Below are 22,869 nucleotides of genomic sequence, written 5' to 3'. Positions count from 1 at the left end.
TGTCAGAGGCCGGCGGTCGGGGCAGCCGGGCGGTGCGGCAGCAGGGCCGAGACGAGGCGGCGCCACAGGCCCGTCCCGGCTTCGATCACCTGCGGCGGCATGGCGAGCGGCGCCTGCGGCAAGGCGCAGGGCCCCGCGACGAGCTCCGCCGGGGTCAGCGACCGCGGCTCGGCGACAGCGGCCGCGCGAAGAGTTTGAGATGCGGTCATGCCTTGATCCATTGATAGAGCCAGGTTTCAGTCAGCTTGCGTCCGTAACCCGCAATATGGGCATTCAGTTCCACGGTTGCATCCTTGGGGGCTGCGACATCGAGTACCAGCCGCCAGATATCCGTGCCCCAGATATGCGAGAGCGTCTGGGTCTTGATCTCGCCATTGACGACATTGGTGACGATCTTGAGATCGTCGCCCACGTCGCCCGGCAGGTTGCCAAGCAGTCCGCCCTTGAAATCAATGACGAATTTGCGCGTGCCCTCGGTGTTCTCGACGCCGGAGACGCCGCCGATGCCGGCGCGGGTCTCGAGCACATAGGCGCGGTCGTCGCTCTCGTCATAGGGCAGATCGCCCCAGCGCAGCCGATAGGCGAATTCGCGCGTATCGCCGGCCTTGGCGGGGGCCTCGGGCACCCAGAAGGCGACGATATTGTCGTTGACCTCGAGATCGGAGGGGATCTCGACCAGCCGGATCGCGCCGCGGCCCCAATCGCCCTGCGGCTCGACGATGCAGGACGGGCGGCGCTCGTAGAAGGCGGCGGCGTCCTGATAGTGATCGAACTCGCGGTCGCGCTGATAGAGGCCGAAGCTCTTCGGCGCGGTCTCGGAGAAATAGCTCGAGGCGAGGCGCGGCGGGTTCGCGAGCGGGCGCCAGAGCAGATCGCCGTCCGCCCGGGTGATGCCGAGCCCGTCGCTGTCATGCACATTCGGGCGGAAATCGTCGAAGGCGTGGCGGTTGCGCTCGGCGAAGAGGAACATCGAGGTCAGCGGCGCAACGCCGAGCTGCTCGACATCGGCGCGGAAATAGAGCCGCGCGGTGACGTCCATCGCGGTTTCCTCGCCCGGGTGGATCACGAAGCGATAGGCGCCGGTGAGCGAGGCGCTCTCCATCGCGGCATGGACGATGATCGTATCGGCGCCGGGCTCGGGGCGCTCCACATAGAAACGGGTGAAGCGCGGGAATTCCTCGGCGACCGACATGCCGGTGTTGAGCGCAAGCCCCCGCGCCGAGAGCCCGTAGGCCGAGTTGCGGCCGAGCGCGCGGAAATAGGAGGCGCCCTGGAAGGCGACCAGCTCGTCGAAGACATCGGGGCGGTTGAGCGGCGTATGGAGCCGGAACCCCGCCACGCCCGGCAGGACCGCATGTTCGGGGACATGCTGGCGCGCCTCGCGCTCATAGATGAAATCGTCGGTGTCGAAGCCCATCAGCCGCGCCTGGCCGCCGGCGACCTCGTAAAGCAGCACCGGCTCGCGGAAGAGCCAGCCCATGTGGAAGGCGTGGAGCTGGAACTCCGAGCCCTCGATGTCGTTGAACCGCGCGCGCTCCGGGTTGAAGCGGATCAGGCGGTAATCATCATAGGTCAGGTTCGCCACGAAGCTCTGCGGCACCTCGACGGGCAAGGCCGGCTGGGTGGCGAGCTGGCGCATCTCCTCGGAGAGGCCATCGAAGCTGAACGGCTGCTGCGGCGCGGCGGCGGGTTCGGCGGGCGTTTCGGCCGGCGCGGGGGCGGCCGTTTCCTGAGCGCGCGCGATGCGCGGCAGGGCGGTCGTCGAGGCCAGGAAAGCCCCCGCACCAAGCCCTGCGAGCAGGCGGCGACGGGTCAGCGGAAGGTCGGTGGTGGATCGGGCGGCAGACATTTATTTTCCAAGCGATCTCAGATAGTTCTTAAGGCCGCCAAAAGGCAGCCTTCTTGCCAATTCCTTAGGCATAGCGCCGAAAAACTTGCAAGAGAGCATTGTGTTACAGACCCGTCAACTGAACGTTATAGCGCGGCATTCCGCGTAATGTTGCCGCCGGGATACGGCCCCCCGGCGGGTTCTTGCTCATTCTGCGGCCGCAAAGGTATTTTATGTCGCACCGCCTTGCGTCGCGTGAGGGGAAAATCGGCCGTTCCGCCCCCCCGCGCGGGGGTGAGTCGCGGCGCGGGCGGCGGTTCGGGGGGCCTCGGGCCGCGAGATTCGCCCGCCGGGCCGTTTTCGCGGCCAGTTTGCCTTGACAGGCGCGGCTGTGATCCTCACTTAAAGTAAACTCACCGCCATATCGGCGTAGCCCCCGGGGCGCGCTTCAAGGCCCGCCACAGAACGGACCCGAAAGAACGGACGCGAATATGTCGCCTGCCCTGATTGCCGCCTTGCCCTTCCTCGGGGCGCTGCTCCCCGGCCTGCTGATCCGCACCGGCCGCACCAACACCGCCTTCGCCGCCGGGCTGACCACCGGGCTTGCGCTTCTCGGGCTGCTGTTGCACCTGCCCGAGGTGCTCGCGGGCGGGGTCGTGAAAAGCCAGATCGACTGGCTCCCCGCGATCGGGCTCAACGCGCATTTCATGATCGACGGTCTGGGCATGCTGTTTGCCACGCTGATCCTCGGGATTGGCCTGCTGATCATCCTCTATGCGCGTTACTATCTGGTGAAGACCGATCCGGCGGGGCAGTTCTACACCTATCTGCTGCTCTTCCAGGGCGCGATGGTGGGCATCGTCCTGTCCGATAACATCTTGCTTTTGCTGATTTTCTGGGAGCTCACCTCGCTCAGCTCCTTCCTGCTGATCGGCTTTTGGAAGCACCTGCCCGAGGGCCGTCAGGGCGCGCGGATGGCGCTCACCGTGACCGGGCTCGGCGGGCTGTCGATGATCGCGGGGATGCTGATCCTCGGCCATATCGCGGGCAGCTACAACATCTCCGAGATCTTGCAGCACCGCGAGGCGATCCAGTCCTCGGAGCTCTACCTGCCCGCGCTGCTTCTGATCCTCGGCGGCGCCTTCACCAAATCGGCGCAGTTCCCGTTCCATTTCTGGCTGCCGCACGCGATGGCCGCGCCGACGCCGGTGTCGGCCTATCTGCATTCGGCCACGATGGTGAAGGCGGGGCTGTTCCTGATGGCGCGGCTCTGGCCGGTGCTCGCGGGGACGCCCGAATGGTTCTATATCGTGGCGACGGTGGGCCTCGTCACCATGCTGATCGGCGCGAAGATCGCGATCTTCAAGGATGACCTGAAGGCGCTGCTCGCTTTCTCGACCGTCTCGCATCTCGGCCTGATCACCTTCCTTCTGGGCCTTGGCACCAAGGCCGCGGCGGTGGCGGCGGTGTTCCACATCGTCAACCACGCGACCTTCAAGGCCGCGCTGTTCATGTCGGCCGGGATCGTCGATCACGAGACCCATACCCGCGATCTCTCGCGGCTGGGCGGTCTGCGCCATCTGATGCCGATCACCGCGACGATCGCGACGCTCGCCGCGCTCTCGATGGCGGGGATCCCGCTCTTCAACGGGTTCCTCTCGAAGGAGATGATGCTCGAGGAGGCCGCGCATACCGTCTGGGCGGGGGTGCCGTGGCTCGTGCCGGCGGTGGCGGCGCTCGCGGCGGTGTTCTCGGCGGCCTATTCCTTCCGCTTCATCCAGCACGGCTTCTTCGGCCCGGTGCGCGACGATTACCCCCTCAAACCCCATGATCCGAGCTTCGGCATGTGGGCAAGCCCGGCGTTTCTCGTCGTGCTGGTGGTGCTGATCGGGCTGATGCCGATGACCTTCGCGGGCTGGATCGTCGAGATGGCGGCCAATGCGGTCGTCGGCGGCGATCTGCACATGCACCCGATCAAACATTGGCACGGCTTCACCCCGGCGCTGGCGATGTCGCTGGTGGCGGTGATCGGCGGCCTCGCGATCCTTGCGGGCTTTGCGCCGCTCAAGCGGCTGTGGGAAGCGACCCCGCGCCCCGAGGCGAAGGCGATCTTCGACGCGATCGTGGGCGTGGCCGCGCGGGCGGCCACCGCGCTCACCGCGGGGCTCCATAACGGCGCGATGGCGCGCTATCTGATGCTCTTCACGCTCGGCGCGCTCGGCGCCGGGGTCTGGGCCTGGATGGGCGGCACGCAGGGCCCCGTGCTGCGCGAGATGCTGCCGGTGACGCCGGTCGCGGTGGTGGGCTGGCTGATGGCGGTGGTGGCCACGGGCTGCGTGATCGCCTTCCACCACAACCGCTTCCTCGCGCTCGTGCTGATCTCGATCGTCGGGCTGATCGTCTCGATCAGCTTCCTCTATCTCTCCGCGCCCGATCTTGCGCTGACGCAGATCTCGGTCGAGGTGGTCACCGCCGTGCTGATGCTGCTCGCGCTCAACTTCCTGCCGAAGACCACCAAGGTCGAATCCTCGAAACTCAAGATCGGCTTCGACGCGACGGTGGCGATCGCCGCCGGGCTCGCGGTCGGCGGGCTGATCTATGCGCTCCTGATGCGCGATTTCGCCTTCCCGACGATGGCCGCCTATCACCTCGCGAAATCCTATGAGCTCGGCGGCGGCGATAACGTCGTCAACGTGATTCTGGTCGATTTCCGCGGCTATGATACATATGGCGAGGTCACAGTGCTCGGCATTGCGGCGCTCTCGATCTTCGCGCTGACCGAGGCGCTCCTGAACGGCACCGCCTCGCGCAAGCTGATCGCCTGGCGCCCCGACATGGTGCGCGGCGGCGACAAGCACCCGCTGATCCTCTTGGTGGCGACGCGGGTGATGATGCCGATCGCGCTGCTTGTGGGGGTGTTCATCTTCCTGCGCGGGCACAACCTGCCGGGCGGGGGCTTCATCGCCGGGCTCGTCGTCTCGATCGCGCTGGTGATGCAATACATGGCCTCGGGCTTTGCCTGGACCCAGGCGCGCCAGAAGGTCTATTACCACGCGCTGATCGCGATGGGGGTGCTCGCCGCCGGGGTGACCGGCGCGGGGGCGTGGTTCAACGGGATGCCGTTCCTGACCTCCGATTTCGGCTATGTCAAACTGCCCGGGCTCGAGAAATTCGAGCTGGCCACCGCGGCGGGGTTCGACCTTGGCGTGTTCCTCGGTGTGGTCGGCTCGGTGATGCTGGCGCTTGGCGGGCTGAGCCGGCTGGCGCGGCGCGCGGCGGCCATGGATGAAGAACGCGGCGCCCATATCGTGGCCGAAAAGCCCGAGGCGCGCGAGGTCGCGGCGGCGGCCTCGGTGGCCTACCCCGACGGCACCCCCCTGCCCCGGCGCTGGCTTGCCGCGCGAGAGGAGAAACGCTGATGGAAGCTCTTGTCGCAAGCGCGATCGGCCTGATGACGGCAGCGGGGATCTACCTGATCTTGCGGCTGCGCACCTTCCCGGTGGTTCTGGGGATGTCGCTTCTGTCCTATGCGGTCAACGTCTTCCTGTTCGCGACCGGCCGGCTCGCGGTCAACATGCCGCCGATCCTCGAACATGCGGGCGCGGCGACCCCGGGCTATACCGACCCGGTGCCGCAGGCGCTCGTGCTCACCGCGATCGTGATTTCCTTCGGGATGACGGCGGTCGTCGTGATGCTCTCGCTCGGCGCCTTCATCGAGGCGGGCGATGACAGTATCGACCTCGGGCCGGAGGAGAAAACGAAATGACGATGGCCGATCTGATCGTCGCGCCGGTGGTTCTGCCGGCCTTTCTGGCGCCCCTGATCGTGCTGTGGATGCGCTTCGATCTGCGCACGCAGCGGGTGTTCTCGGTGGCCGGGATGGTGGTTTTGCTCGCGCTCGCGCTCGGGCTGGCGGCCTCGGCGAGCCTCAACCCGCCGCAGGTCTATCGGCTGGGCAACTGGGAGGCGCCCTTCGGGATCGTGCTGGTGCTCGACCGGCTCTCGGCGCTGATGCTGGTGCTGACGGCGGCGCTCGGGCTGGCGGTCGTGCTCTATGCGATCGGCTCGGGCTGGGACAAGCGCGGCTGGCATTTCCACTCGCTGATGCAGTTCCAGATGATGGGGATCAACGGCGCCTTCCTCACCGGCGACGCCTTCAACCTCTTTGTTTTCTTTGAGGTTTTGCTGATCGCCTCCTATGGCCTCATGATCCATGCGGGCGGCGAGCGGCGGCTCAAGGCGGGGGTGCAATATGTCGTCTACAACCTCGCCGGCTCGACGCTCTTCCTGATCGCGCTCGGCACGATCTATTCGGTGACCGGCTCGCTCTCGATGGCCGATCTGGCGCAGAAGGTCGCGGTGATGCCCGCCTCGGAGACTGGGCTCTTGCGCGTCGGCGCGGCGCTTTTGATGATCGTCTTCGCGGTCAAGGCGGCGCTGGTGCCGTTCCAGTTCTGGCTGCCCGCGACCTATACCAACGCGCCGGGCCCCGTCGCGGCACTCTTCGCGATCATGACCAAGGTCGGCGTCTACGCGATCATCCGCTTCTACACGCTCGTCTTCCCGATGGGCGGCACGATCGGCGCGCTGGCGCAGGAGGTGCTGTTGCCCGCGGCGGCGGTGAGCCTCGTGATCGGCATGGTGGGCGTGCTGGGCGCGCGCGATCTGGGGCGGACGGTGGCCTATGCGGTGATCGGCTCGGTCGGCACGATGATGCTGGCGTTTGCGCAATTCACCGAGCTCGCGACCGGCGCGGGGCTTTACTACATGGTCCATTCGACGCTCGCCGCGGCCGCGCTCTTCCTGATCACCGATCTCGTGCGCGAGCGGCGCGGCGCGCTTGGCCTCTCGATCTCGCCCTCGGCGCCGATCCGGGCCAACGGGCTGATCGCGGCGTTCTTCTTTGCTGGCGCGATCGCGATGGCGGGGATGCCGCCGCTCTCGGGCTTCCTCGGCAAGCTGATGATCCTCGAGGCCACGCGCGGGGTCTGGTGGCTCTGGGCTGTGGTGCTGGTGACCTCGCTGATCGCGATCGTGGGGTTTGCGCGGGCGGGCTCGACGGTGTTCTGGAAGGCCTATGCGGTCGAGGGTGAGGCGCCCGACGCGCCGCGCGACGCCTCGGCGCCGGGGCTTGCCTTCACCGCAGCGGGTGGCCTCCTCGCCGGGCTCGTCGCGCTGACGCTCTTTGCCGGCCCGGCCAGCGCCTGGCTCAACGCCACCGCCGCGCAGCTTTACACGCCGCAGGCCTATATCTCGGCGGTGATGGACGGCGCCTATGAGCGCGCCTGGTCGGCGACCTCGGGGCATGAAGCCGCCGAGAGCCATGCCGCAGAACCGGGCGCCGCGGCGCCTGACGCCGGTCATTGAGGGGGGATGCGATGATCAAGAAAATCCTGCCGCACCCGCATCTGACCGTGCTCCTGACGGTGGTCTGGCTGCTTTTGGCCAATGCCTATACGATCAATTCGCTGGTCTTCGGGCTGATCATGGGGGTGGTGATCCCGCTGATCACCGCGCCCTATTGGCCCGACCGGCCGATCATCCGCAACGTGCCCAAGATCGCCGAATATGTGCTGATCGTGCTTTGGGACATCCTGAAATCGAACTTCATCGTCGCGAAGATCGTGCTCTTCCTGCCGAAGTCGAAGCTGCAACCCGCCTGGGTCACGGTGCCGCTCGATGTGCAGGAGCCCGAGGCGGTCACGGTGCTCGCGGGCACGATCACGATGACGCCGGGCACGCTGACGGCCGAGCTTTCGGCCGATGGCCACAGCCTGCTCGTCCATTGTCTGCACGCCCCAGACCCCGCCGGCGTGCGCGAGGAAATCAAGGAGCGCTACGAGCGCCGGCTGAAGGAGATTTTCGAATGATCGGCTATGCGCTGGCTTTCGCGATCGGCTGTTTTGCGCTCGCGCTCTTGTTCAACCTTTACCGCGTGGTGCGCGCGCCGGGCGTCACCGACCGGATCCTCGCGCTCGATACGATGGCGGTCAACGCGATCGCGCTGATCGTGCTCTTCGGGATCCAGGAGGGCACCGCGATCTTCTTCGAGGCCTCGATCCTCTACGCGATGACCGGCTTCGTGGCGACCGTGGCTTACGCGAAATTCCTGCTGCGCGGCGATATCATCGAGTGAGGGCATGATGGAACTCTTCTGGGAACTCCTCGTCTCGGGCCTCCTGGTGGTCGGCGGCTTCTTCGGCCTCGTGGGCAGCTACGGGCTCGTCAAACTCCCCGATCCGATGACGCGGCTGCATGCGCCGACCAAGGCCGCCACGCTCGGCGTCGGCTCGGTGCTGATCGCCTCGATGGTCTATTTCGCGGCCTTCAAGGGGCAGGTCACGGCCCATGAGCTGATGGTGACGCTGTTTTTGTTCCTGACCGCGCCGGTCACCGCGCATTTCATCGCCAAGGCGAACATGCTGCGCGACCACCGCCCCGAGGATCTGCCGCGCCCCGAGGGCGAGGGCGATTGGGCGGTCTACACGCCGATGTCGGACACCTCCGCCGAGGAGCTCGTCGAGACGCCCGAGCTCACCGATGAGGACCGCCGTTGACGCCACGCGCGCGCCGTGATTGGCTCGCGCCAGCCAAGCGGAGGGGATCATGGGCGAGGCGCTGATCGGCGGCGTATCCATCAAGCGGATTGAGGCGTTCGCGGCACGCGAGGCGGCGGCCTACGCGGCGGCGCGCCCGCGCACCCGCGCGGCGCTGGCCGAGGGCGCGGGCGCCTTTCTCGACGGCGTTCCGATGCATTGGATGCGCGACTGGCCGCAGCCCTTCCCGATGCTGGTGGCCCGCGCGCGCGGCGCCCGGATCGAAGACCTCGACGGCCACAAGATCGACGATTTCTGTCTGGGCGATACCGGCTCGATGTTCGGCCATTCGCCCGCCCCGGTGGCCCGCGCGATCCGCGCGCAGGCGGGCCGCGGGCTGACCTATATGCTGCCCACCGAGGACGCGCTGGCGGCCGGGCGGCTCCTGACCGAGCGGTTCGGGCCGATGCTCTGGCAGATCGCCACCACCGCGACCGACGCCAACCGCAACGCGATCCGCGTGGCGCGGGCGGTGACGGGGCGCGCGAAAGTGCTCGTCTTCAACGGCTGCTATCATGGCACGGTCGAGGATGTGATGGTGCGCCGCCGTGAGGGCCGGACCGAGGCGCGCCCCGGCCTCGTGGGCCAGGTCGCCGACCTCACCCGCCTCGCGGTCGCCGCCGAGTTCAACGACCTCGCCTCGGTCGAGGCGGCGCTCGCCGGGGGCGATATCGCCGCGATCCTGACCGAGCCGGTGATGACCAATTCCTGCATGGTGCTGCCCGAACCCGGGTTCCATGCCGGGCTGCGCGACCTCGCCTCGCGCTTTGGCGCGCTTTTGATCATCGACGAGACCCACACGATCTCCTCGGGGCTGGGGGGCTATACCCGCACCCATGGGCTCGAGCCCGATATCTTCGTCACCGGCAAATGCGTGGCGGGCGGGGTCGCGACCGCGATCTGGGGCCTCTCGCGCGAAACCGCGCGGCGCTTTGGCGTTTATGATGCCGCCCGCGCGCCCGGCCATTCGGGCATGGGCACCACCCTGTCCGCCAACCCGCTGCAATTCGCAGCGCTCCGCGCCACCCTCGCCGAGGTGATGACGCCGGAGAACTACGCCCGGATGGAGGCGGGCGCCGCGCGATTGAGCGCGGGGCTCACAAAGGCGGTGACGCGGGTGGGCGCGCCTTGGCACGTGGTGCGCGTCGGCGCGCGGGTGGAATTCATCTGCGCCCCCGGCCCCCTGAAAAACGGCATCGAGGCCGAGGCGGCGCATAAACCCGCCCTCGAGGCCGCGATCCATCAGGGGCTTCTGAACCGCGGTTCTCTGATCGCGCCGTTCCACAATATGATGCTGATCAGCCCCGCCACCTCGCGCGCACAGATCGACCGCCTCGTCGCGGCCTTCGCCGAGGTTCTGGGGCAGCTATTCGAGACCTGACATGACCGACCTTTCCCCCTCCGGCTCCTCCGTCCGCGAGGCCGAACTCTTCCTCGAAGCCCATCCCGAGATCGAGGCCTTCGACATCGTGCTGCATGATGCCAACGGCATCGGCCGCGGCAAGATCATCCGCCGCCACGAGCTTCTGGGCCTCTACAAATCCGGCCGCCACCTGCCGATCTCGATCCTCGGGCTCGATATCGTCGGCGAGGATGTCCATGAAACCGGGCTGATCTGGGATCAGGGCGATGGCGATCTGCGCGCCTGGCCGATCCCGGGCTCGCTCAAGCCGCTGCATGGCACCACCCCGCCGCGCGGCGAGCTTCTGATGTCGATGTATCACCTCGACGGCGCCGAGATGACCTCGGACCCGCGTCATGCTTTGGCGCGGCAGGTCAAGGCGATGGCGGCCGAGGGGCTTTACCCGGCGGGCGCTTTCGAGCTCGAATTCTTCCTCCTCGACCCCGATCGCGCGCAGGGCGTGCGCCCGGCGGCGGCGGTGCTCGACGGGCGGCGCTCGGACTGGACCGAGGTCTATTCGGTCGACCATCTGCACGGGATGCAGCCGCTCTTCTCCGATATCTACCGCGCGGCGGAGGCGATGGGGATCAAGGCCGAGACGGTGATTTCGGAATATGCGCCCGGCCAATATGAGCTGACGCTGCATTACCGCACCGATGTGATGGAGGCCGCCGACGATCTCGTGCGGCTCAAGCGGATCGTGCGGATGCAGGCGCGCCGGCATGGCGTGGTGGCCTGTTTCATGGCCAAGCCGATCGAGAAATACGCAGGCTCCGGGATGCATTTCCATGTCTCGCTTTGCGATGCCGAGGGGCGCAATATCTTCGCCGAGGCCATCGAGGGCGAATGGACCGACACGATCCGCCACGCGATCGGCGGGCTGCGCGAGACGATGGGCGAATCGATGCTCGTCTTCGCGCCGCATGCGAATTCCTGGCGCCGGTTCGCCAATCAGAGCTACGCCCCGGTCAGCCCGAGCTGGGGGGTGAACAACCGCTCGGTGGCGCTGCGGATCCCGGCGGGCGACATCAAGGCGCGGCGCGTCGAGCATCGTCCCTCGGGGGTCGATGCGAACCCCTATCTGGTCGCCGCGACGATCCTTGCCGGCATCCGCCACGGGCTGAAGAACCGCATCGACCCGGGCCCGGAGACCACCGGCAACGGCTATGAGGGCGGCGACGACCTGCCGATCCCGGGCGATTGGCGCGAGGCGATCGCGGCGGCGACGGCGTCCGCGTTCCTCAAGGATGCGCTCGGCGAGGACATGCACCGCACCTTCACCGCGATCAAGGCCGCCGAATATCAGCGCGTCGCGCGCTGGATCGCGGATGTGGATTACGAGCTCTACCTGCACACCGTCTGACGGCCGATCTGCACAAATTTCAGGCATCCGCGGGGGGCGCCCCCTCGCGGATGTTTTCGTTTGCGGATATTTGTTGCGGATACGCAAATTTGTTGCGTATCTAGCGCAAACCGCCCCGGAGCCCGCCATGTGGAAAACCGAAATCCGTGCGCTGAACGAGACCCCCGCCGAGACCGGGCCGGTCGATATCGGCGCCAATCTCAAGGCGCTGCGGCTGGCGCGCGGGCGCACGCTGGCGGCGGCGGCGGCGCAATGCGGGGTTTCGGCCGCGACGCTGTCGCGCATCGAGAACGGCCAGCTTTCGCCCACTTTCGATGTCGTCTCGAAGATCACCGAGGGCTTTGGCGTCGGGCTGCGCGAGCTCTTGTCCTTCAAGGCGCGGCAGGGGTTCGCGGGCTGGCGGGCGCTGACGCGGGCGGGTGAGGGGCGGGTCGTCGAGACGCCGCATTACCGGCTCGAGCTCTTGGGCGAAGAGGTGGCGGCGAAGCCCTATCTCGTCTTCCGCGCCGAGATCCTCGCCCGCGCGCGCGAGGACTTCGAGGCGCTGCAGGCCCATCCGGGGCAGGAACAGGTGATCGTGCAATCGGGGCGCGTGCAGGTCTGGACCGAACATTACGCGCCCGTCGAGCTCGGCCCGGGCGACAGCTTCGCCTTCGACAGCGCGATGGGCCATGCGCTGGTGTCGCTGAGCCCCGAGCCGGCGGTGGTTTTGTGGGTCTGCGACGCGCGCGAGACCCGGTAAGGAGAGAGAGATGAGCGATCCGGTGGTGGTGATTGGCGCGGGCGTGGTGGGGGTGATGACCGCCCGCGCGCTGCGCCTGCGAGGCGCCGAGGTGGTGGTGGTGGACGCGCTGCCGGGCGCGGCGGAGATGTGTTCGCGCGGCAATGCGGGGATGCTGGCGGTGGGCCATGCGAAGGCCTGGGCCGAGCCCGCGGCGATCCCGGCGCTCCTGCGCGCGCTGGTCGGGCGCGAGCCCTCGGTCAAGGTCACGCGGCCCTTCGACCCGGCGCTCTGGCGCTGGGGGGTGGAGTTCCTCCGCCATTGCACCCCCGCCGCAAACGCGCGCAACACCTCGGCCGAGCAGCGGCTGAGCCGGTTCAGCCGCGACCGGCTCGCCGCCGCCGAGGCCGAGATGGGCCTGCCGGTCGACACCTGGCACGAGGGCGCGCTCTATCTCTTCCAGGATGCAGCGCAATTCGCCCGCTACCGCGCGAAACTGCCCGAGGGCGGCGAGATCACCGCGCTGAGCCGCGAGGAGTTGGTCGCGCGCGAGCCGAGCCTTGCGGCGATGGGCGAGCGGCTCGCGGGCGGGCTCTTGAGCCGGATCGACTCGGTGGGCGATTGCGCGCTCTTCACCCGGCGCACGGCGGCCTGGCTCGGCGGCGCGGGCGTGGCCATGCGCTTCGAGACGCGGGTGACGGGCTTTGCCCAAAGCCTCGGACGGATCACCGCGGTCGAGACCGATCGCGGGCCGATCGCCTGCTCGGCGGTGGTGCTCGCCACCGGGGTCGAGACGGCCGACCTCACCCGCCCCTTGGGCTTCGTGCCGCAGATCTACCCGGTGAAGGGCTATTCCGGCACCTGGCGGATCACCGACCCCGCCGGCGTGCCGCGGCTGCCCTTCGTCGACGAGACCGAGCTTCTCGCCGTTGCCAATTACGGCGACCGGCTGCGCGTCACCGCGATCGCCGAATTCGCCGGTCGCGACCGCAGCCTGCCGCCCGCGCGCACCGCGCTCCTTGACGCCTATGTCCGCCGCCGCTTTGGCGCCGCGGTCGATCTCGAGACCCCGGAATTCTGGACCGGCCTGCGCCCCACGACGCCGGCGGGCCCGCCCTATCTTGGCCGCGTGCGCACCCATTCGAACCTCTGGATCAACGCCGGGCACGGCCAGCTCGGCTGGACGATGAGCCTCGGCGCGGGCGAGATTCTGGCGCAGGCGATGGCCGGTGAACCGCCCGCGCTGCGCGATATTTCCTCGCGCGCGCGCTGGCTTGACGCGATCTGAAGGAGAGAGAGATGCGAGTTCTGAGCCTTGAAGACACCCGGGCCGCGCTGCCCTTTGGCGCGTTGATCGCGGCGCTCGATGCGGGGTTCCGCGCGGGCGCCGAGGTGCCGCTGCGCCACCATCATTTCATGAAGACCCCGGGCGCGGCGGATGATGTGCTGCTCCTGATGCCGGCCTGGCAGCAGGCGGGTTGGGGCGGCGTCAAGATCGTCAACGTGCATCCGGGCAACGCCGGGCGCGGGCTGCCGGCGATCGCCTCGAGCTATATCCTCTTCGACCGGCTGACGGGGGTGCACAAGCTGCTCCTTGACGGGGGCGAGCTGACCGCGCGGCGCACGGCGGCCGCCTCGGCGCTCGCCGCCAAGCGCCTCGCGCGGCCCGAGAGCCGCAAGATGCTGATCGTGGGCGCGGGGCGCGTGGGGGCGAACCTCGCCTGGGCCTACCGCGCGGCCTTCGCCATCGAGGAGATCGAGATCTGGTCGCGCACCGCGGCTTCGGCCGAGGCGCTCGCGGTCGAGCTGCGCCGCGGCGGGCTCAATGCGCGGGCGGTGCCCGATCTCGAGGCCGCGGTGAAGCGCGCCGAGATCATCTCCTGCGCGACGCTCTCGCGCGCGCCGCTGATCGAGGGGGAATGGCTGCAACCGGGCCAGCATATCGACCTGATCGGCTCCTTCACGCCCGAGATGCGCGAGGCCGATGACGAGGTTCTGGCGCGGGCGCGGATCTTCCTCGACACCGATCACGCGATGGTCGAGAGCGGCGATATCGCGATCCCGCTGGCCTCGGGGGCGATCTCGAAGGCCGATATCGAGGGCACGCTCGCGGGGCTTTGCCGGGACGATCTGCGCCCGCGCGCCTCGGCCGAGGAGATCACGCTCTTCAAGGGCGTGGGCTCTGCGATCGAGGATCTGGCGGCGGCCGTTCTGGCCTATGAGAGCCTCACGGCCTGAGCCTCAGGCCCGCGCCGCCTCGAAGGCGCGGGCCTCCCCCACCAGCCAATCGGCGAACTGGCGCAGCGGCTCGTAATCGCCCTGATCGCGCGGCCAGCAGAGGTAATAGGCCTCATCCGAGCGCATCGGCGCATCAAACGCGCGCACGAGCCGCCCCGCGGCGATCTCATCCTCGATCAGAAAGGTCGGCAGGAGCGCGACGCCGAGCCCGGCCGCGGCGGCCTGCGCGGCGGTGGCGAATTGGTCAAAGAGCATGCCGTGGACATTCTCGGCATCGACCCCGTTGCGGGCGAAATATTTCTCCCAGGCATCGGGGCGCGAGGTCAGATGCAGGAGCGGCGCGGCGCGCAGATCGGCGGGCGCGCCAAAGCCGAACCGCGCCGCCATCGCCGGCGAACAGGCGGGCACGACATCTTCGCCCATCAGATAGGTGAAGGCCGCGCCGGGCCAATCGGTGCGCCCGAAATGGATCGCGGCATCGACCGTCTCGGCGGAGAAATCGAACTGCGTCAGCCGGGTGACGAGGTTGATCGTGATCCCCGGATTGGCGGCCAGAAACGCCGGCAGCCGCGGCGCGAGCCAACGCGTGCCGAAGGTCGGCAAGATCGCGAGCGAGAGCGTGCCGCCATGTGGGTTGGCGCGCAGGTTCATCGAGGCCTGCGAGATCTTTTGCAGCGCCTCGCGCACCTCGCGGGCATAGGTCGCCCCGCCATGGGTCAGCCGGATCGTCTGTTTCTCGCGGTGAAAGAGCACGGTGCCGAGCTGTTCCTCGAGCGCGCGGATCTGGCGCGAGACGGCGCTTTGGGTGAGCGAGAGCTCGGCCGCGGCGCCGGTGATCGATTGCAGCCGCGCCGCCGCCTCGAAGGCTTGCAAAAGCGAGAGCGAGGGCAGGAAACGGCGCGGGGTTTTCATCAGCAGGGCTCCGAGAGAGACCTGCCTGATGTCGCGCGGCCCCCGCGGCGAGACAAGCATTTTCTGCCCCCCGCCCGCTCAGACCGCCAGCCGGCGCAGGATCCGCGCCTCGACGCGCCCCACCACCCGGGTCAGCGGGAAGGCCACCACGAAATAGATGATCGCCACCGCGGTCAGCATCTCGACGGGCCGGCCGGTGCGGTTCGAGATCGAGGAGCCGATGAACATCAGATCGGCCATGCCCACCGCCGAGATCAGCGCGCTTTCCTTGAAGAGCGCGACCGCGTTCGACAAAAGCGTCGGGATCGCGCGCAGGAGCGCCTGCGGCATCACCACCCAGAGCGCCAGGCTCAGCCCGGTGATGCCGAGCGCGCGGCAGGTGTCATATTGCTCGCGCGGGATCGATTTCAGGCTGGCGCGGAAGGTCTCGGAGGTGATCGCCCCGGCGTAGAGCGAGAGCGCGATGACGGCGGAGGCGAAGTTGCCGGGCTCAAACCCCAAGAGAAGCGGCAGGCAATAGAAGATCCAGAAGAGCTGGATCAGCACCGGCGTGCCGCGGAAGAGCTCGACATAGAGCACCGCGAGGGCACGCAGCGGCGCGAACCGCGCGCGGCGCGCCTGCGAGGTCAGGAAGCCCAGCGCGACGCCCAGCACCAGACAGATCAGCGTCAGCCGCAGGCTCATCCACAGCCCGATCAGGAGCGCATCCCAATATTTCAGCGGCAGGGTCGGGTCGAAATGCATCATGGCGGGGCTCCCTCAGGCCTGGACGCGGTCGAACCGCGCCTCGATGCGCTGCACGATCAGCGAGATCGGCGCGGAGATCGCGAAATAGATCAGCGCGACGACGGTATAGGTCTCGATCGGGCGATAGGTCTCGGTGGCGAGCATCTTGCCCTCATACATCAGGTCCGGGATCGCCACGAGCGCGACCAGCGCGCTTTGCTGGAAGATGGTGATGCCGTTGGTCATCAGCACCGGCAGCGCGGCGCGCAGCGCATGGGGCAAGATCACATGGCGCACCCGCGTCCAGCCCGAGAGCCCGAGCGCGGAGCAGGCGTCATATTGCTCGCGCGGCACCGACTGGATCGCGGCGCGGTAGCCCTCGGCGTTGAAGGCGGCGAGGTTCAGCCCGAGCGCCAGCACCCCCATCACCATCGGATCGACGAAGAGGTTGAAGAGGATCGGCACGCAGTAGAAAAACCACACCACCTGGATCAGCACCGGGGTGCAGCGAAACACCTCGACGAGCGCCGAGGCCGGCGCCCGCAGCGCCACCGTGCGCGCCCGCAGCATCAGCGCGATGACAAAGCCGAGGCTCAGCCCGATCAGATTGGCCAGCACCGTGAGCTCGAGCGAGATCAGGAGCCCCTGGCCGAGCTTGTCGAGGTTTTGCCAGACGTAGAAGAATTGCAGGTCATAATTCATGGCTCATTTCTTCCGCGCAAAGACCCGCTCGACGAATTCGCGCGTGCGCGCGACCTGCGGCGCGTCGAGCACCTGTTCGGGCGGGCCATCCTCGACCACCACGCCGCCCGCGGCAAAGACCACGCGGCTCGCGATATTGCGGGCGAAATGCATGTCATGGGTGACGATCATCATCGGCATGCCCGCCGCGGCGAGCTCCATCATCACCGCCTCGACCTCGGCCACGAGCTCGGGGTCGAGCGCCGAGGTCACCTCGTCGAAGAGCAAGAGATCCGGGTCGAGCATCAGCGCGCGGGCGATCGCGACGCGCTGCTTTTGGCCGCCGGAGAGCTGCGAGGGATAGGCGCGGGCCTTGGCGGCGAGGCCGAAGCGGGTCAGCAGGGCCATCGCCTTTTCCTCGGCCTCGGCGCGCGAGGTGCCGCGGGTCTTGATCGGCGCGAGCGTCAGGTTGCGCAGGATGTCGAGATGCGGGAAGAGGGTGTAATGCTGGAACACCATGCCCACGCGCGCCTGCAACTTGCGCTCGATCCGGGTCTTTCCGCCATCGCGGAAGATATAGGGCTTGCCGTCGAGATAGACATCGCCGCCGACGATCTCCTCGAGCCCCATCACGATGCGCAGAAGCGTCGACTTGCCCCCGCCGGAGGGGCCGATGATCACCAGCCGGTCGCCGCGATCCATCGAGAGGCTGAGCCCCTTGAAGATCTCCAGATCGCCGTAGGATTTGTGCAGGTTGTGGATTTTGAGGAGCTTGTCCTGAACCATCGTCTTTGCTCTTGCGCTGGGGGGGCAGGCGGGTTGCCCCGCCCGCCGGTTTCGCGGTTACTGGCCCTCGGCCAGAACCTCCTGGACGGCCTTGTCGACGAGGGCCTCGACATGGCCGGTCGCGACCTTCTCCTCAATGAAGATGTTGAGGGCGGCGATATCCTTGGCCGGGAAGGCGGCGTTCAGGCCAAAGCCGATGCCCTGTTTCGAGATTGCCGGCTGCGGCGCGAGATCGACCGCCCAATCCTTGTTGGCGGCGATGAACAGGCGGTTGGTGTCCGAGGGGTCGGCCAGCACATCGGCGCGGCGCGACATCACCGCAAGGCGCGCCTCATCCGAGGACGGCAGGCGCACGACCTTGGCGTTTTTCACCAAGGGGCTGACCGATTTGTCCATCGCGGTGCCGGAGACGACGGCGATGGTGATGTCTTCCTTGTCGAGATCGGCAAGGCCCTTCGCGTCGGCCGGGATCTTCGGGTTGTCCTTGTTGTAGAGGAGCGTGATTTCATAGGGCACCGCCGGGTCCGAGAAGGCGATGGCGAGGGCGCGGGTCGGCGTGCGGTTGAGCGCGAGCGAGAGATCCCATTTGCCGGTCTGCACGCCCGCGACGATGTTGTCCCAGGTGGTGTCGACGAATTCGACCGGCACGTTGAGCACCTCTTCGCCGAATTCGCGGCACAGATCGGCGAAGAAGCCGCTGTAGTCGCCGGTGACCGGGTCGCGCATCACATAGGGCGGGAAGACGGCCGCGCCGCAGCGCAGCTTGCCCGCGGCCTGCACGCCCGCCCAGCCCTCTTCGGGCGATTGCGCGGCGGCGGGGGTGGCGAGCGGGGCGGCAAGGGCGGCGGCGACGAGGCCGCCAAGGGCGAGACGGCGCAGCGCGAAGGGAAGCGGATGGGTCACGGATATCTCCCTGAAGATTGGACAGGCCCCGGTCTCTTGCCGTGGGCTTGGTCTTCAAAGGCCCCGGTCGCGCGGGCGGAACAATCAAGCGATGCGCAAAAAATCATTCCATTTGAGAATGACTTTGTGGGATAACCTTGCAAAACGGGCGGTTAGCGCCGCGCTGCGGCATGACGTTTTGAGCAGATATTTTGCCGATTTTGCGAGTGATTAAAGTTTCAGCGCTTTCAATCTGGCGGTGATTGATTCTTGAACGCCACAAAAACGCTCTAAAATCAACGAAATGCCGGGCCTCCCCCGATGTTTCGCCCGGTCGCACGCCGTTTCCCGCCGATCGTATTCGGAATGACCGCGCCCCGCGCGAGACATTCCACATCGGAATGACGTGTGACGCACACAGAACTGGAATTCGGCGCCGATTTCGGGCACCCCTTGGGCGGCGGCAGATGGGCCGCACGTCTGATCCCGGAGCCTCACGATGCTTAACGATCCTCTCAGCCACGGCCTTTGGGAGCTCTCCGCCCCCCCTGCCCCGGCACTCACCGCCCTCTCCGGCGCGGCCGAGACCGAGGTCGCGATCATCGGCGCGGGCTATACCGGGCTGTCGGCGGCGCTGCATCTGGCTCAAGCGGGGGTTTCGGTGACGATCCTCGAGGCGGTCGAGCCGGGCTTTGGCGGCGCGGGGCGCAATGTCGGGCTGGTCAATGCCGGGATGTGGGTGATGCCCGAGGAGCTGCCCAATGCGCTCGGCGCGGAGTATGGCGCGCGGCTTCTGGAATTTCTCGGCAATGCGCCGGGCGAGGTGTTCTCGATCGTCAAGCGCCATGGTCTCGACTGCGAGGCGGTGCATAACGGCACGCTGCATCTGGCGGTCGGGCGCAAGGGGCTGGCGGAGGTCTCCGACCGGATGCGGCAATGGCAGGCGCGCGGCGCGCCGGTCGAGCTGCTCGACGCGGCCGAGACCCGGCGGCGCGTCGGCGGCGGGCGCTACAGGGGCGCGCTGCTCGATCATCGCGCGGGCACGATCCAGCCGCTCGCCTATGCCCGCGGGCTCGCCCATGCGGCGATCAAGGCGGGGGCGGTGATCCATGCGAGCTCGCCGGTGAGCGGCATCGCGCGGGCGGGGGCCGATTGGGTCTTGCGCACCCCGGGCGGCACGATGAAGGCGAAATGGCTGATCCCGGCCTCGGACGCCTATACCGAAAAGGTCTTCCCCGAGATCGTTCAGGAACAGGTGATCCTGCCCTATTTCAACATGTCGACGCCGGTCCTGCCCGAGGCGCTGCGCGCCGCGATCCTGCCGGGCGGCGAGGGCTGCTGGGATACGCCCGATGTGCTCTCGTCGTTCCGGATGGACAAGATGGGGCGGCTCGTCTTCGGCTCGGTCGGCCGGCTCGGCGGGCTCGATCGCGCCACGCATCGCGCCTGGGCGCTGCGCGCGATGCACAAGATCTTCCCGCAGCTCGCGGGCGTGGGCTTCGAGACCGAATGGTGGGGCCGGATCGGGATGACCGCGAACAACCTGCCGCGGCTGCATGTCTTTGGCGAGCGCGCGCTGACGTTTTGCGGCTACAACGGCCGCGGGATCGCGCCGGGCACGGTCTTTGGCAAGGCGCTCGCGCGGCATATCCTGTGCGATCTGCCGCTCGAGGCGATGCCTTTGCCGGTCACCAAGGTCGAAACCGCGGCGCTGCGCGAGGCGAAATTCGCCTATTACGCGGCGGGCGCGGGGCTGAAGCATTTCGTCTCGGACCGGGTCTGAGCGATGCAGAGCGGGGTCACGATGGCGGCGCGCGGTGCGGGGCTGCGCCGGGTCTCGGGCGGGCTTGCGGTCGTGATGATCGCGGGGCTTCTGGCCGGGCAGATCGGCGCGCGTCTCTGGCCCGAGCTCGCGGCGCTGAACGGGCTCGCGGCGGCGGCGGCGGTCGCGCTTGCGCTCTTGCGGCTCGGCGCGGTGAACAAGATCGCCCGGGTCTTCGCGATCGGCGCGCTGGTCGTGGCGGCGACGGTGGCGCTCACCGCGCCCGAAGCCTTGCCCGCGATGGAACGCGCGCTGATGCAGGGCACGGCGTTTTCGGCCTTTCTGACCACGCTCGGGCTGATCCGCGCGCCGGTGCGCGCCTCGAAGGTGATCGGCGCGGCGGCGGCGCAGCTCTTCGCCTTCCCCGCCCGGATGCGCGCGGCGGCGATGACCTTCGGCGCGCAATTCCTCTCGGTTCTGTTCAACATCGGCACGATCGGGATGATGTCCGATATCGCCGCCGACCATGCCGCGCGGGCGCGCGCGGAGGGCAAGCCCGGCCTCGACCCGGGCCCGGTCACGCTCGCGGCGCTGCGCGGCACGCTCCTGATGACGGTCTGGAACCCGATCGGGGTGGGCTTTGCGATCGTGACCTCGGCGATCCCGGCGCTCGATCCGGTGGTGTTTCTCGGGGTGAGCTTCGGCGCCGCGATGCTCGTCTCGCTCGGCGCGCTGGCCTTTGACCGCGGCGCCACCGCGCCCGACCCGGAAAGCACAGCGCCCGCGGGCGGGGCCCGGGCGCTCGGCGCGATCCTCGCCGGGGTGGCGGGGCTGATCGCGGTGACGCTCGCGCTCCACCGCGCGCTCGATGTGAGCTTCCTCGTCGCGGCCTGCCTCGTGCTGCCGCTCCTCGCCCTGCTCTGGCCGATCCTCGAGCCCGCCGCCCGCCCGGCCCGCCGGCAAAACCCGCTCGACACGCTCGCCGAGGCCTCGAGCACGATGGCGAACGAGGCGACGATCTTCCTCGCCGCGGCGGTGATCGGGGCGGGCGTCTCGCTCGCGCTCAACGCGCTCGGCATCGGCGCGCTGATCGAAAGCGGCGCGCTGCCCGCGCTCGCGATCATCCTCGGCTGCCTCGTGCTGATCCCGCTCGCCGGCGCCGCGCTCATCCCCCATTCGATCGTGATGGTGATGGCCGCGCAGCTCTTCGGCGCGGGGCCGGTCGGCGCCGCCCACCCGCTCTCGCTCGCGCTCGCGCTCTGCTTTGCCTGGGCGCTCGCGATCTCCGCCTCGCCGATCTCGGCGATGTCGATCATCACCGGCCGCGCGCTCGGGCTCTCCCCCGCGCGGGTGACCTTCACGATCAACCGCGGCTTTACCCTCTACGGCCTCGCCCTCGCGGCGGCGCTCGTCACCCTCATCCATTTCGTCGAATAAGACCCACAGGAAGGACCCCCATGTCGCTTGCAACCGAAGCCAAAACGCTCCTCGATCAGCTCGGCGTCGATGCCGCTCTCTATACCGGCGGGCCGATGGCCAGCTTCAGCCCGGTGACCGGCGAGCAGATCGGCGCCCTGGTGACCGACACCCCCGCCACCGCCGAGGCCGCGATCGCGCGCGCCAAGGTGGCGTTCAAGGCCTGGCGCGAGGTGCCCGCGCCCAAGCGCGGCGAGCTCGTGCGGCTTCTGGGCGAGGAGCTGCGCGCCGCGAAGGACGCGCTCGGCCGTCTCGTCTCGATCGAGGCCGGCAAGAGCCCGTCCGAGGGCCTCGGCGAGGTGCAGGAGATGATCGACATCTGCGATTTCGCGGTCGGCCTCTCGCGCCAGCTTTACGGCCTGACCATCGCGACCGAGCGCCCGGGCCACCGGATGATGGAAACCTGGCACCCGCTCGGCGTCGTCGGCGTGATCTCGGCCTTCAACTTCCCGGTCGCGGTCTGGTCGTGGAACACCGCGCTCGCGCTCGTGTGCGGCAACAGCGTGATCTGGAAACCCTCGGAAAAGACGCCGCTCACCGCGCTTGCGAGCCAGGCGATCCTCGAACGCGCGCTGGCGCGGTTCGGCGCGGCGCCGGCAGATCTCTCGCAGGTGCTGATCGGCGCGGGCGATGTCGGCAACACGCTCGTCGAGAGCCATGATGTCGCGCTGATCTCGGCCACTGGCTCGACCCGCATGGGCCGGATCGTCGGGCCGAAGGTCGCGGCGCGGTTCGGGCGCTCGATCCTCGAGCTCGGCGGCAACAACGCGGGCATCGTCTGCCCCTCGGCCGATCTCGACATGGCGCTGCGCGCGGTCGCCTTCGGCGCGATGGGCACGGCGGGCCAACGCTGCACCACGATGCGCCGGCTCTTCGTGCATGAGAGCGTCTATGACGCGCTGGTGCCGCGGCTGATCAAGGCCTATGCGAGCGTTTCGGTGGGCAACCCGCTCGAGACGCAGGCGCTCGTCGGGCCGCTGATCGACAAGCTCGCCTTCGACGCGATGCAGAGCGCGCTCGAGGCCGCGCGGGCGGCGGGCGGCAAGGTCCATGGCGGGGCGCGCGCCTCGGTCGCCTCGAACGCGGCCTATTATGTGCACCCGGCCTTGGTCGAAATGCCCGAGCAAACCGGGCCGGTTCTCGAAGAGACCTTCGCGCCGATCCTTTATGTCATGAAATACAATGACTTCGATGCCGTGCTCGAGAGCCACAACGCGGTCGGCGCGGGGCTGAGCTCGTCGATCTTCACGCTCGACATGCGCGAGATGGAGACCTTCCTGTCGGCGCGCGGCTCGGATTGCGGGATCGCCAATGTCAATATCGGCACCTCGGGCGCCGAGATCGGCGGCGCGTTCGGCGGCGAGAAAGAGACCGGCGGCGGGCGCGAGAGCGGCTCGGATGCGTGGAAGGGCTACATGCGCCGCGCGACCAATACGATCAACTTCTCGCGCGAGCTGCCGCTGGCGCAGGGCGTCGTTTTCGATATCGACTGAGGC

At 68.2% G+C, this 22,869-nt stretch carries 21 protein-coding genes; 14 read left to right on the top strand and 7 right to left on the bottom strand.

The window, feature by feature from the left end; translation table 11 throughout:
• Positions 1-2: 2 nt before the first annotated feature.
• Together LPB142_RS02595 and LPB142_RS02590 are read right to left on the bottom strand one after the other, a co-directional pair.
• Positions 3-209 (bottom strand): hypothetical protein, encoded by a 207-nt coding sequence (locus LPB142_RS02595; protein WP_068766186.1) that lies wholly within the window; start codon positions 207-209, stop codon positions 3-5.
• Positions 206-1,849: a glucan biosynthesis protein gene (locus LPB142_RS02590; RefSeq protein ID WP_071165427.1), complete on the bottom strand. Its 1,644-nt coding sequence runs from the start codon at positions 1,847-1,849 to the stop codon at positions 206-208. The genes LPB142_RS02595 and LPB142_RS02590 overlap by 4 nt, the downstream gene beginning before the upstream one ends.
• A gap of 470 nt (positions 1,850-2,319) precedes the next feature.
• Between LPB142_RS02590 and LPB142_RS02585 the strand changes: the two genes are divergently transcribed.
• The 11 genes from LPB142_RS02585 (at position 2,320) to LPB142_RS02535 (ending at position 14,148) form a co-directional block, all read left to right on the top strand.
• A complete protein-coding gene (locus LPB142_RS02585; RefSeq protein WP_083392575.1) occupies positions 2,320-5,247 on the top strand; it encodes a monovalent cation/H+ antiporter subunit A in 2,928 nt (975 codons plus the stop codon).
• Positions 5,247-5,594, top strand: a complete 348-nt coding sequence (locus LPB142_RS02580) for a Na+/H+ antiporter subunit C (protein WP_068766188.1) — start codon at positions 5,247-5,249, stop codon at positions 5,592-5,594. Before LPB142_RS02585 ends, LPB142_RS02580 begins: the two co-directional genes overlap by 1 nt.
• A 2-nt stretch (positions 5,595-5,596) precedes the next feature.
• Positions 5,597-7,195, top strand: coding sequence for a monovalent cation/H+ antiporter subunit D (locus LPB142_RS02575; RefSeq protein ID WP_071165426.1), 1,599 nt, complete (start codon positions 5,597-5,599; stop codon positions 7,193-7,195).
• Positions 7,196-7,206: 11 nt separating this feature from the next.
• Positions 7,207-7,698: a Na+/H+ antiporter subunit E gene (locus tag LPB142_RS02570; RefSeq protein WP_068766190.1), complete on the top strand. Its 492-nt coding sequence runs from the start codon at positions 7,207-7,209 to the stop codon at positions 7,696-7,698.
• Positions 7,695-7,964: a K+/H+ antiporter subunit F gene (locus tag LPB142_RS02565; RefSeq protein WP_068766191.1), complete on the top strand. Its 270-nt coding sequence runs from the start codon at positions 7,695-7,697 to the stop codon at positions 7,962-7,964. Before LPB142_RS02570 ends, LPB142_RS02565 begins: the two co-directional genes overlap by 4 nt.
• A 7-nt stretch (positions 7,965-7,971) precedes the next feature.
• The gene (locus tag LPB142_RS02560) at positions 7,972-8,385 is read left to right on the top strand and encodes a Na+/H+ antiporter subunit G (RefSeq protein ID WP_068766508.1); all 414 of its coding nucleotides are present in this window, start codon (positions 7,972-7,974) and stop codon (positions 8,383-8,385) included.
• A gap of 49 nt (positions 8,386-8,434) precedes the next feature.
• On the top strand, positions 8,435-9,805 hold the full coding sequence (locus LPB142_RS02555) for an aspartate aminotransferase family protein (protein WP_071165425.1): 1,371 nt from the start codon (positions 8,435-8,437) through the stop codon (positions 9,803-9,805).
• Between the two features lies 1 nt (position 9,806).
• Positions 9,807-11,189 (top strand): glutamine synthetase family protein, encoded by a 1,383-nt coding sequence (locus tag LPB142_RS02550; protein WP_071165424.1) that lies wholly within the window; start codon positions 9,807-9,809, stop codon positions 11,187-11,189.
• A gap of 127 nt (positions 11,190-11,316) precedes the next feature.
• Positions 11,317-11,931: a helix-turn-helix domain-containing protein gene (locus LPB142_RS02545; RefSeq protein WP_071165423.1), complete on the top strand. Its 615-nt coding sequence runs from the start codon at positions 11,317-11,319 to the stop codon at positions 11,929-11,931.
• Positions 11,932-11,941: 10 nt separating this feature from the next.
• Complete coding sequence (locus LPB142_RS02540; RefSeq protein ID WP_071165422.1) at positions 11,942-13,198, top strand: FAD-dependent oxidoreductase; 1,257 nt, start codon at positions 11,942-11,944, stop codon at positions 13,196-13,198.
• Positions 13,199-13,209: 11 nt separating this feature from the next.
• The gene (locus tag LPB142_RS02535; protein ID WP_156894293.1) at positions 13,210-14,148 is read left to right on the top strand and encodes an ornithine cyclodeaminase family protein; all 939 of its coding nucleotides are present in this window, start codon (positions 13,210-13,212) and stop codon (positions 14,146-14,148) included.
• Positions 14,149-14,151: 3 nt separating this feature from the next.
• On the opposite strand, the gene LPB142_RS02530 is transcribed toward LPB142_RS02535, so the two are convergent.
• The 5 genes from LPB142_RS02530 to LPB142_RS02510 form a co-directional block, all read right to left on the bottom strand.
• The gene (locus tag LPB142_RS02530; protein WP_068766197.1) at positions 14,152-15,060 is read right to left on the bottom strand and encodes a LysR family transcriptional regulator; all 909 of its coding nucleotides are present in this window, start codon (positions 15,058-15,060) and stop codon (positions 14,152-14,154) included.
• Positions 15,061-15,138: 78 nt separating this feature from the next.
• Positions 15,139-15,807 (bottom strand): amino acid ABC transporter permease, encoded by a 669-nt coding sequence (locus LPB142_RS02525; RefSeq protein ID WP_198037857.1) that lies wholly within the window; start codon positions 15,805-15,807, stop codon positions 15,139-15,141.
• Between the two features lie 12 nt (positions 15,808-15,819).
• Entirely contained in the window at positions 15,820-16,488 is a 669-nt protein-coding gene (locus LPB142_RS02520) for an amino acid ABC transporter permease (RefSeq protein ID WP_071165420.1), read from the bottom strand.
• A gap of 3 nt (positions 16,489-16,491) precedes the next feature.
• Entirely contained in the window at positions 16,492-17,253 is a 762-nt protein-coding gene (locus tag LPB142_RS02515; RefSeq protein ID WP_068766199.1) for an amino acid ABC transporter ATP-binding protein, read from the bottom strand.
• 57 nt (positions 17,254-17,310) lie between these two features.
• Positions 17,311-18,156 carry a substrate-binding periplasmic protein gene (locus LPB142_RS02510; RefSeq protein ID WP_071165419.1) on the bottom strand — a complete coding sequence of 282 codons (846 nt, stop codon included), beginning with the start codon at positions 18,154-18,156 and terminating at the stop codon, positions 17,311-17,313.
• A gap of 478 nt (positions 18,157-18,634) precedes the next feature.
• Here LPB142_RS02510 and LPB142_RS02505 point away from each other — a divergent pair, with 478 nt between their 5' ends.
• From LPB142_RS02505 to amaB, 3 genes are read left to right on the top strand one after another with little or no spacing between them, the layout of a single operon-like run.
• Entirely contained in the window at positions 18,635-19,918 is a 1,284-nt protein-coding gene (locus LPB142_RS02505) for an NAD(P)/FAD-dependent oxidoreductase (RefSeq protein WP_071165418.1), read from the top strand.
• Between the two features lie 3 nt (positions 19,919-19,921).
• On the top strand, positions 19,922-21,334 hold the full coding sequence (locus LPB142_RS02500; protein WP_232230954.1) for a hypothetical protein: 1,413 nt from the start codon (positions 19,922-19,924) through the stop codon (positions 21,332-21,334).
• Positions 21,335-21,354: 20 nt separating this feature from the next.
• Entirely contained in the window at positions 21,355-22,866 is a 1,512-nt protein-coding gene (gene amaB, locus LPB142_RS02495; RefSeq protein ID WP_071165417.1) for an L-piperidine-6-carboxylate dehydrogenase, read from the top strand.
• Positions 22,867-22,869: the final 3 nt, after the last annotated feature.

The organism is Rhodobacter xanthinilyticus (assembly GCF_001856665.1).
GTDB lineage: Bacteria > Pseudomonadota > Alphaproteobacteria > Rhodobacterales > Rhodobacteraceae > Rhodobacter > Rhodobacter xanthinilyticus.
The sequence above is the reverse complement of the archived record's forward strand: the minus strand, read 5'-3'. Positions and strand labels throughout refer to the sequence as shown.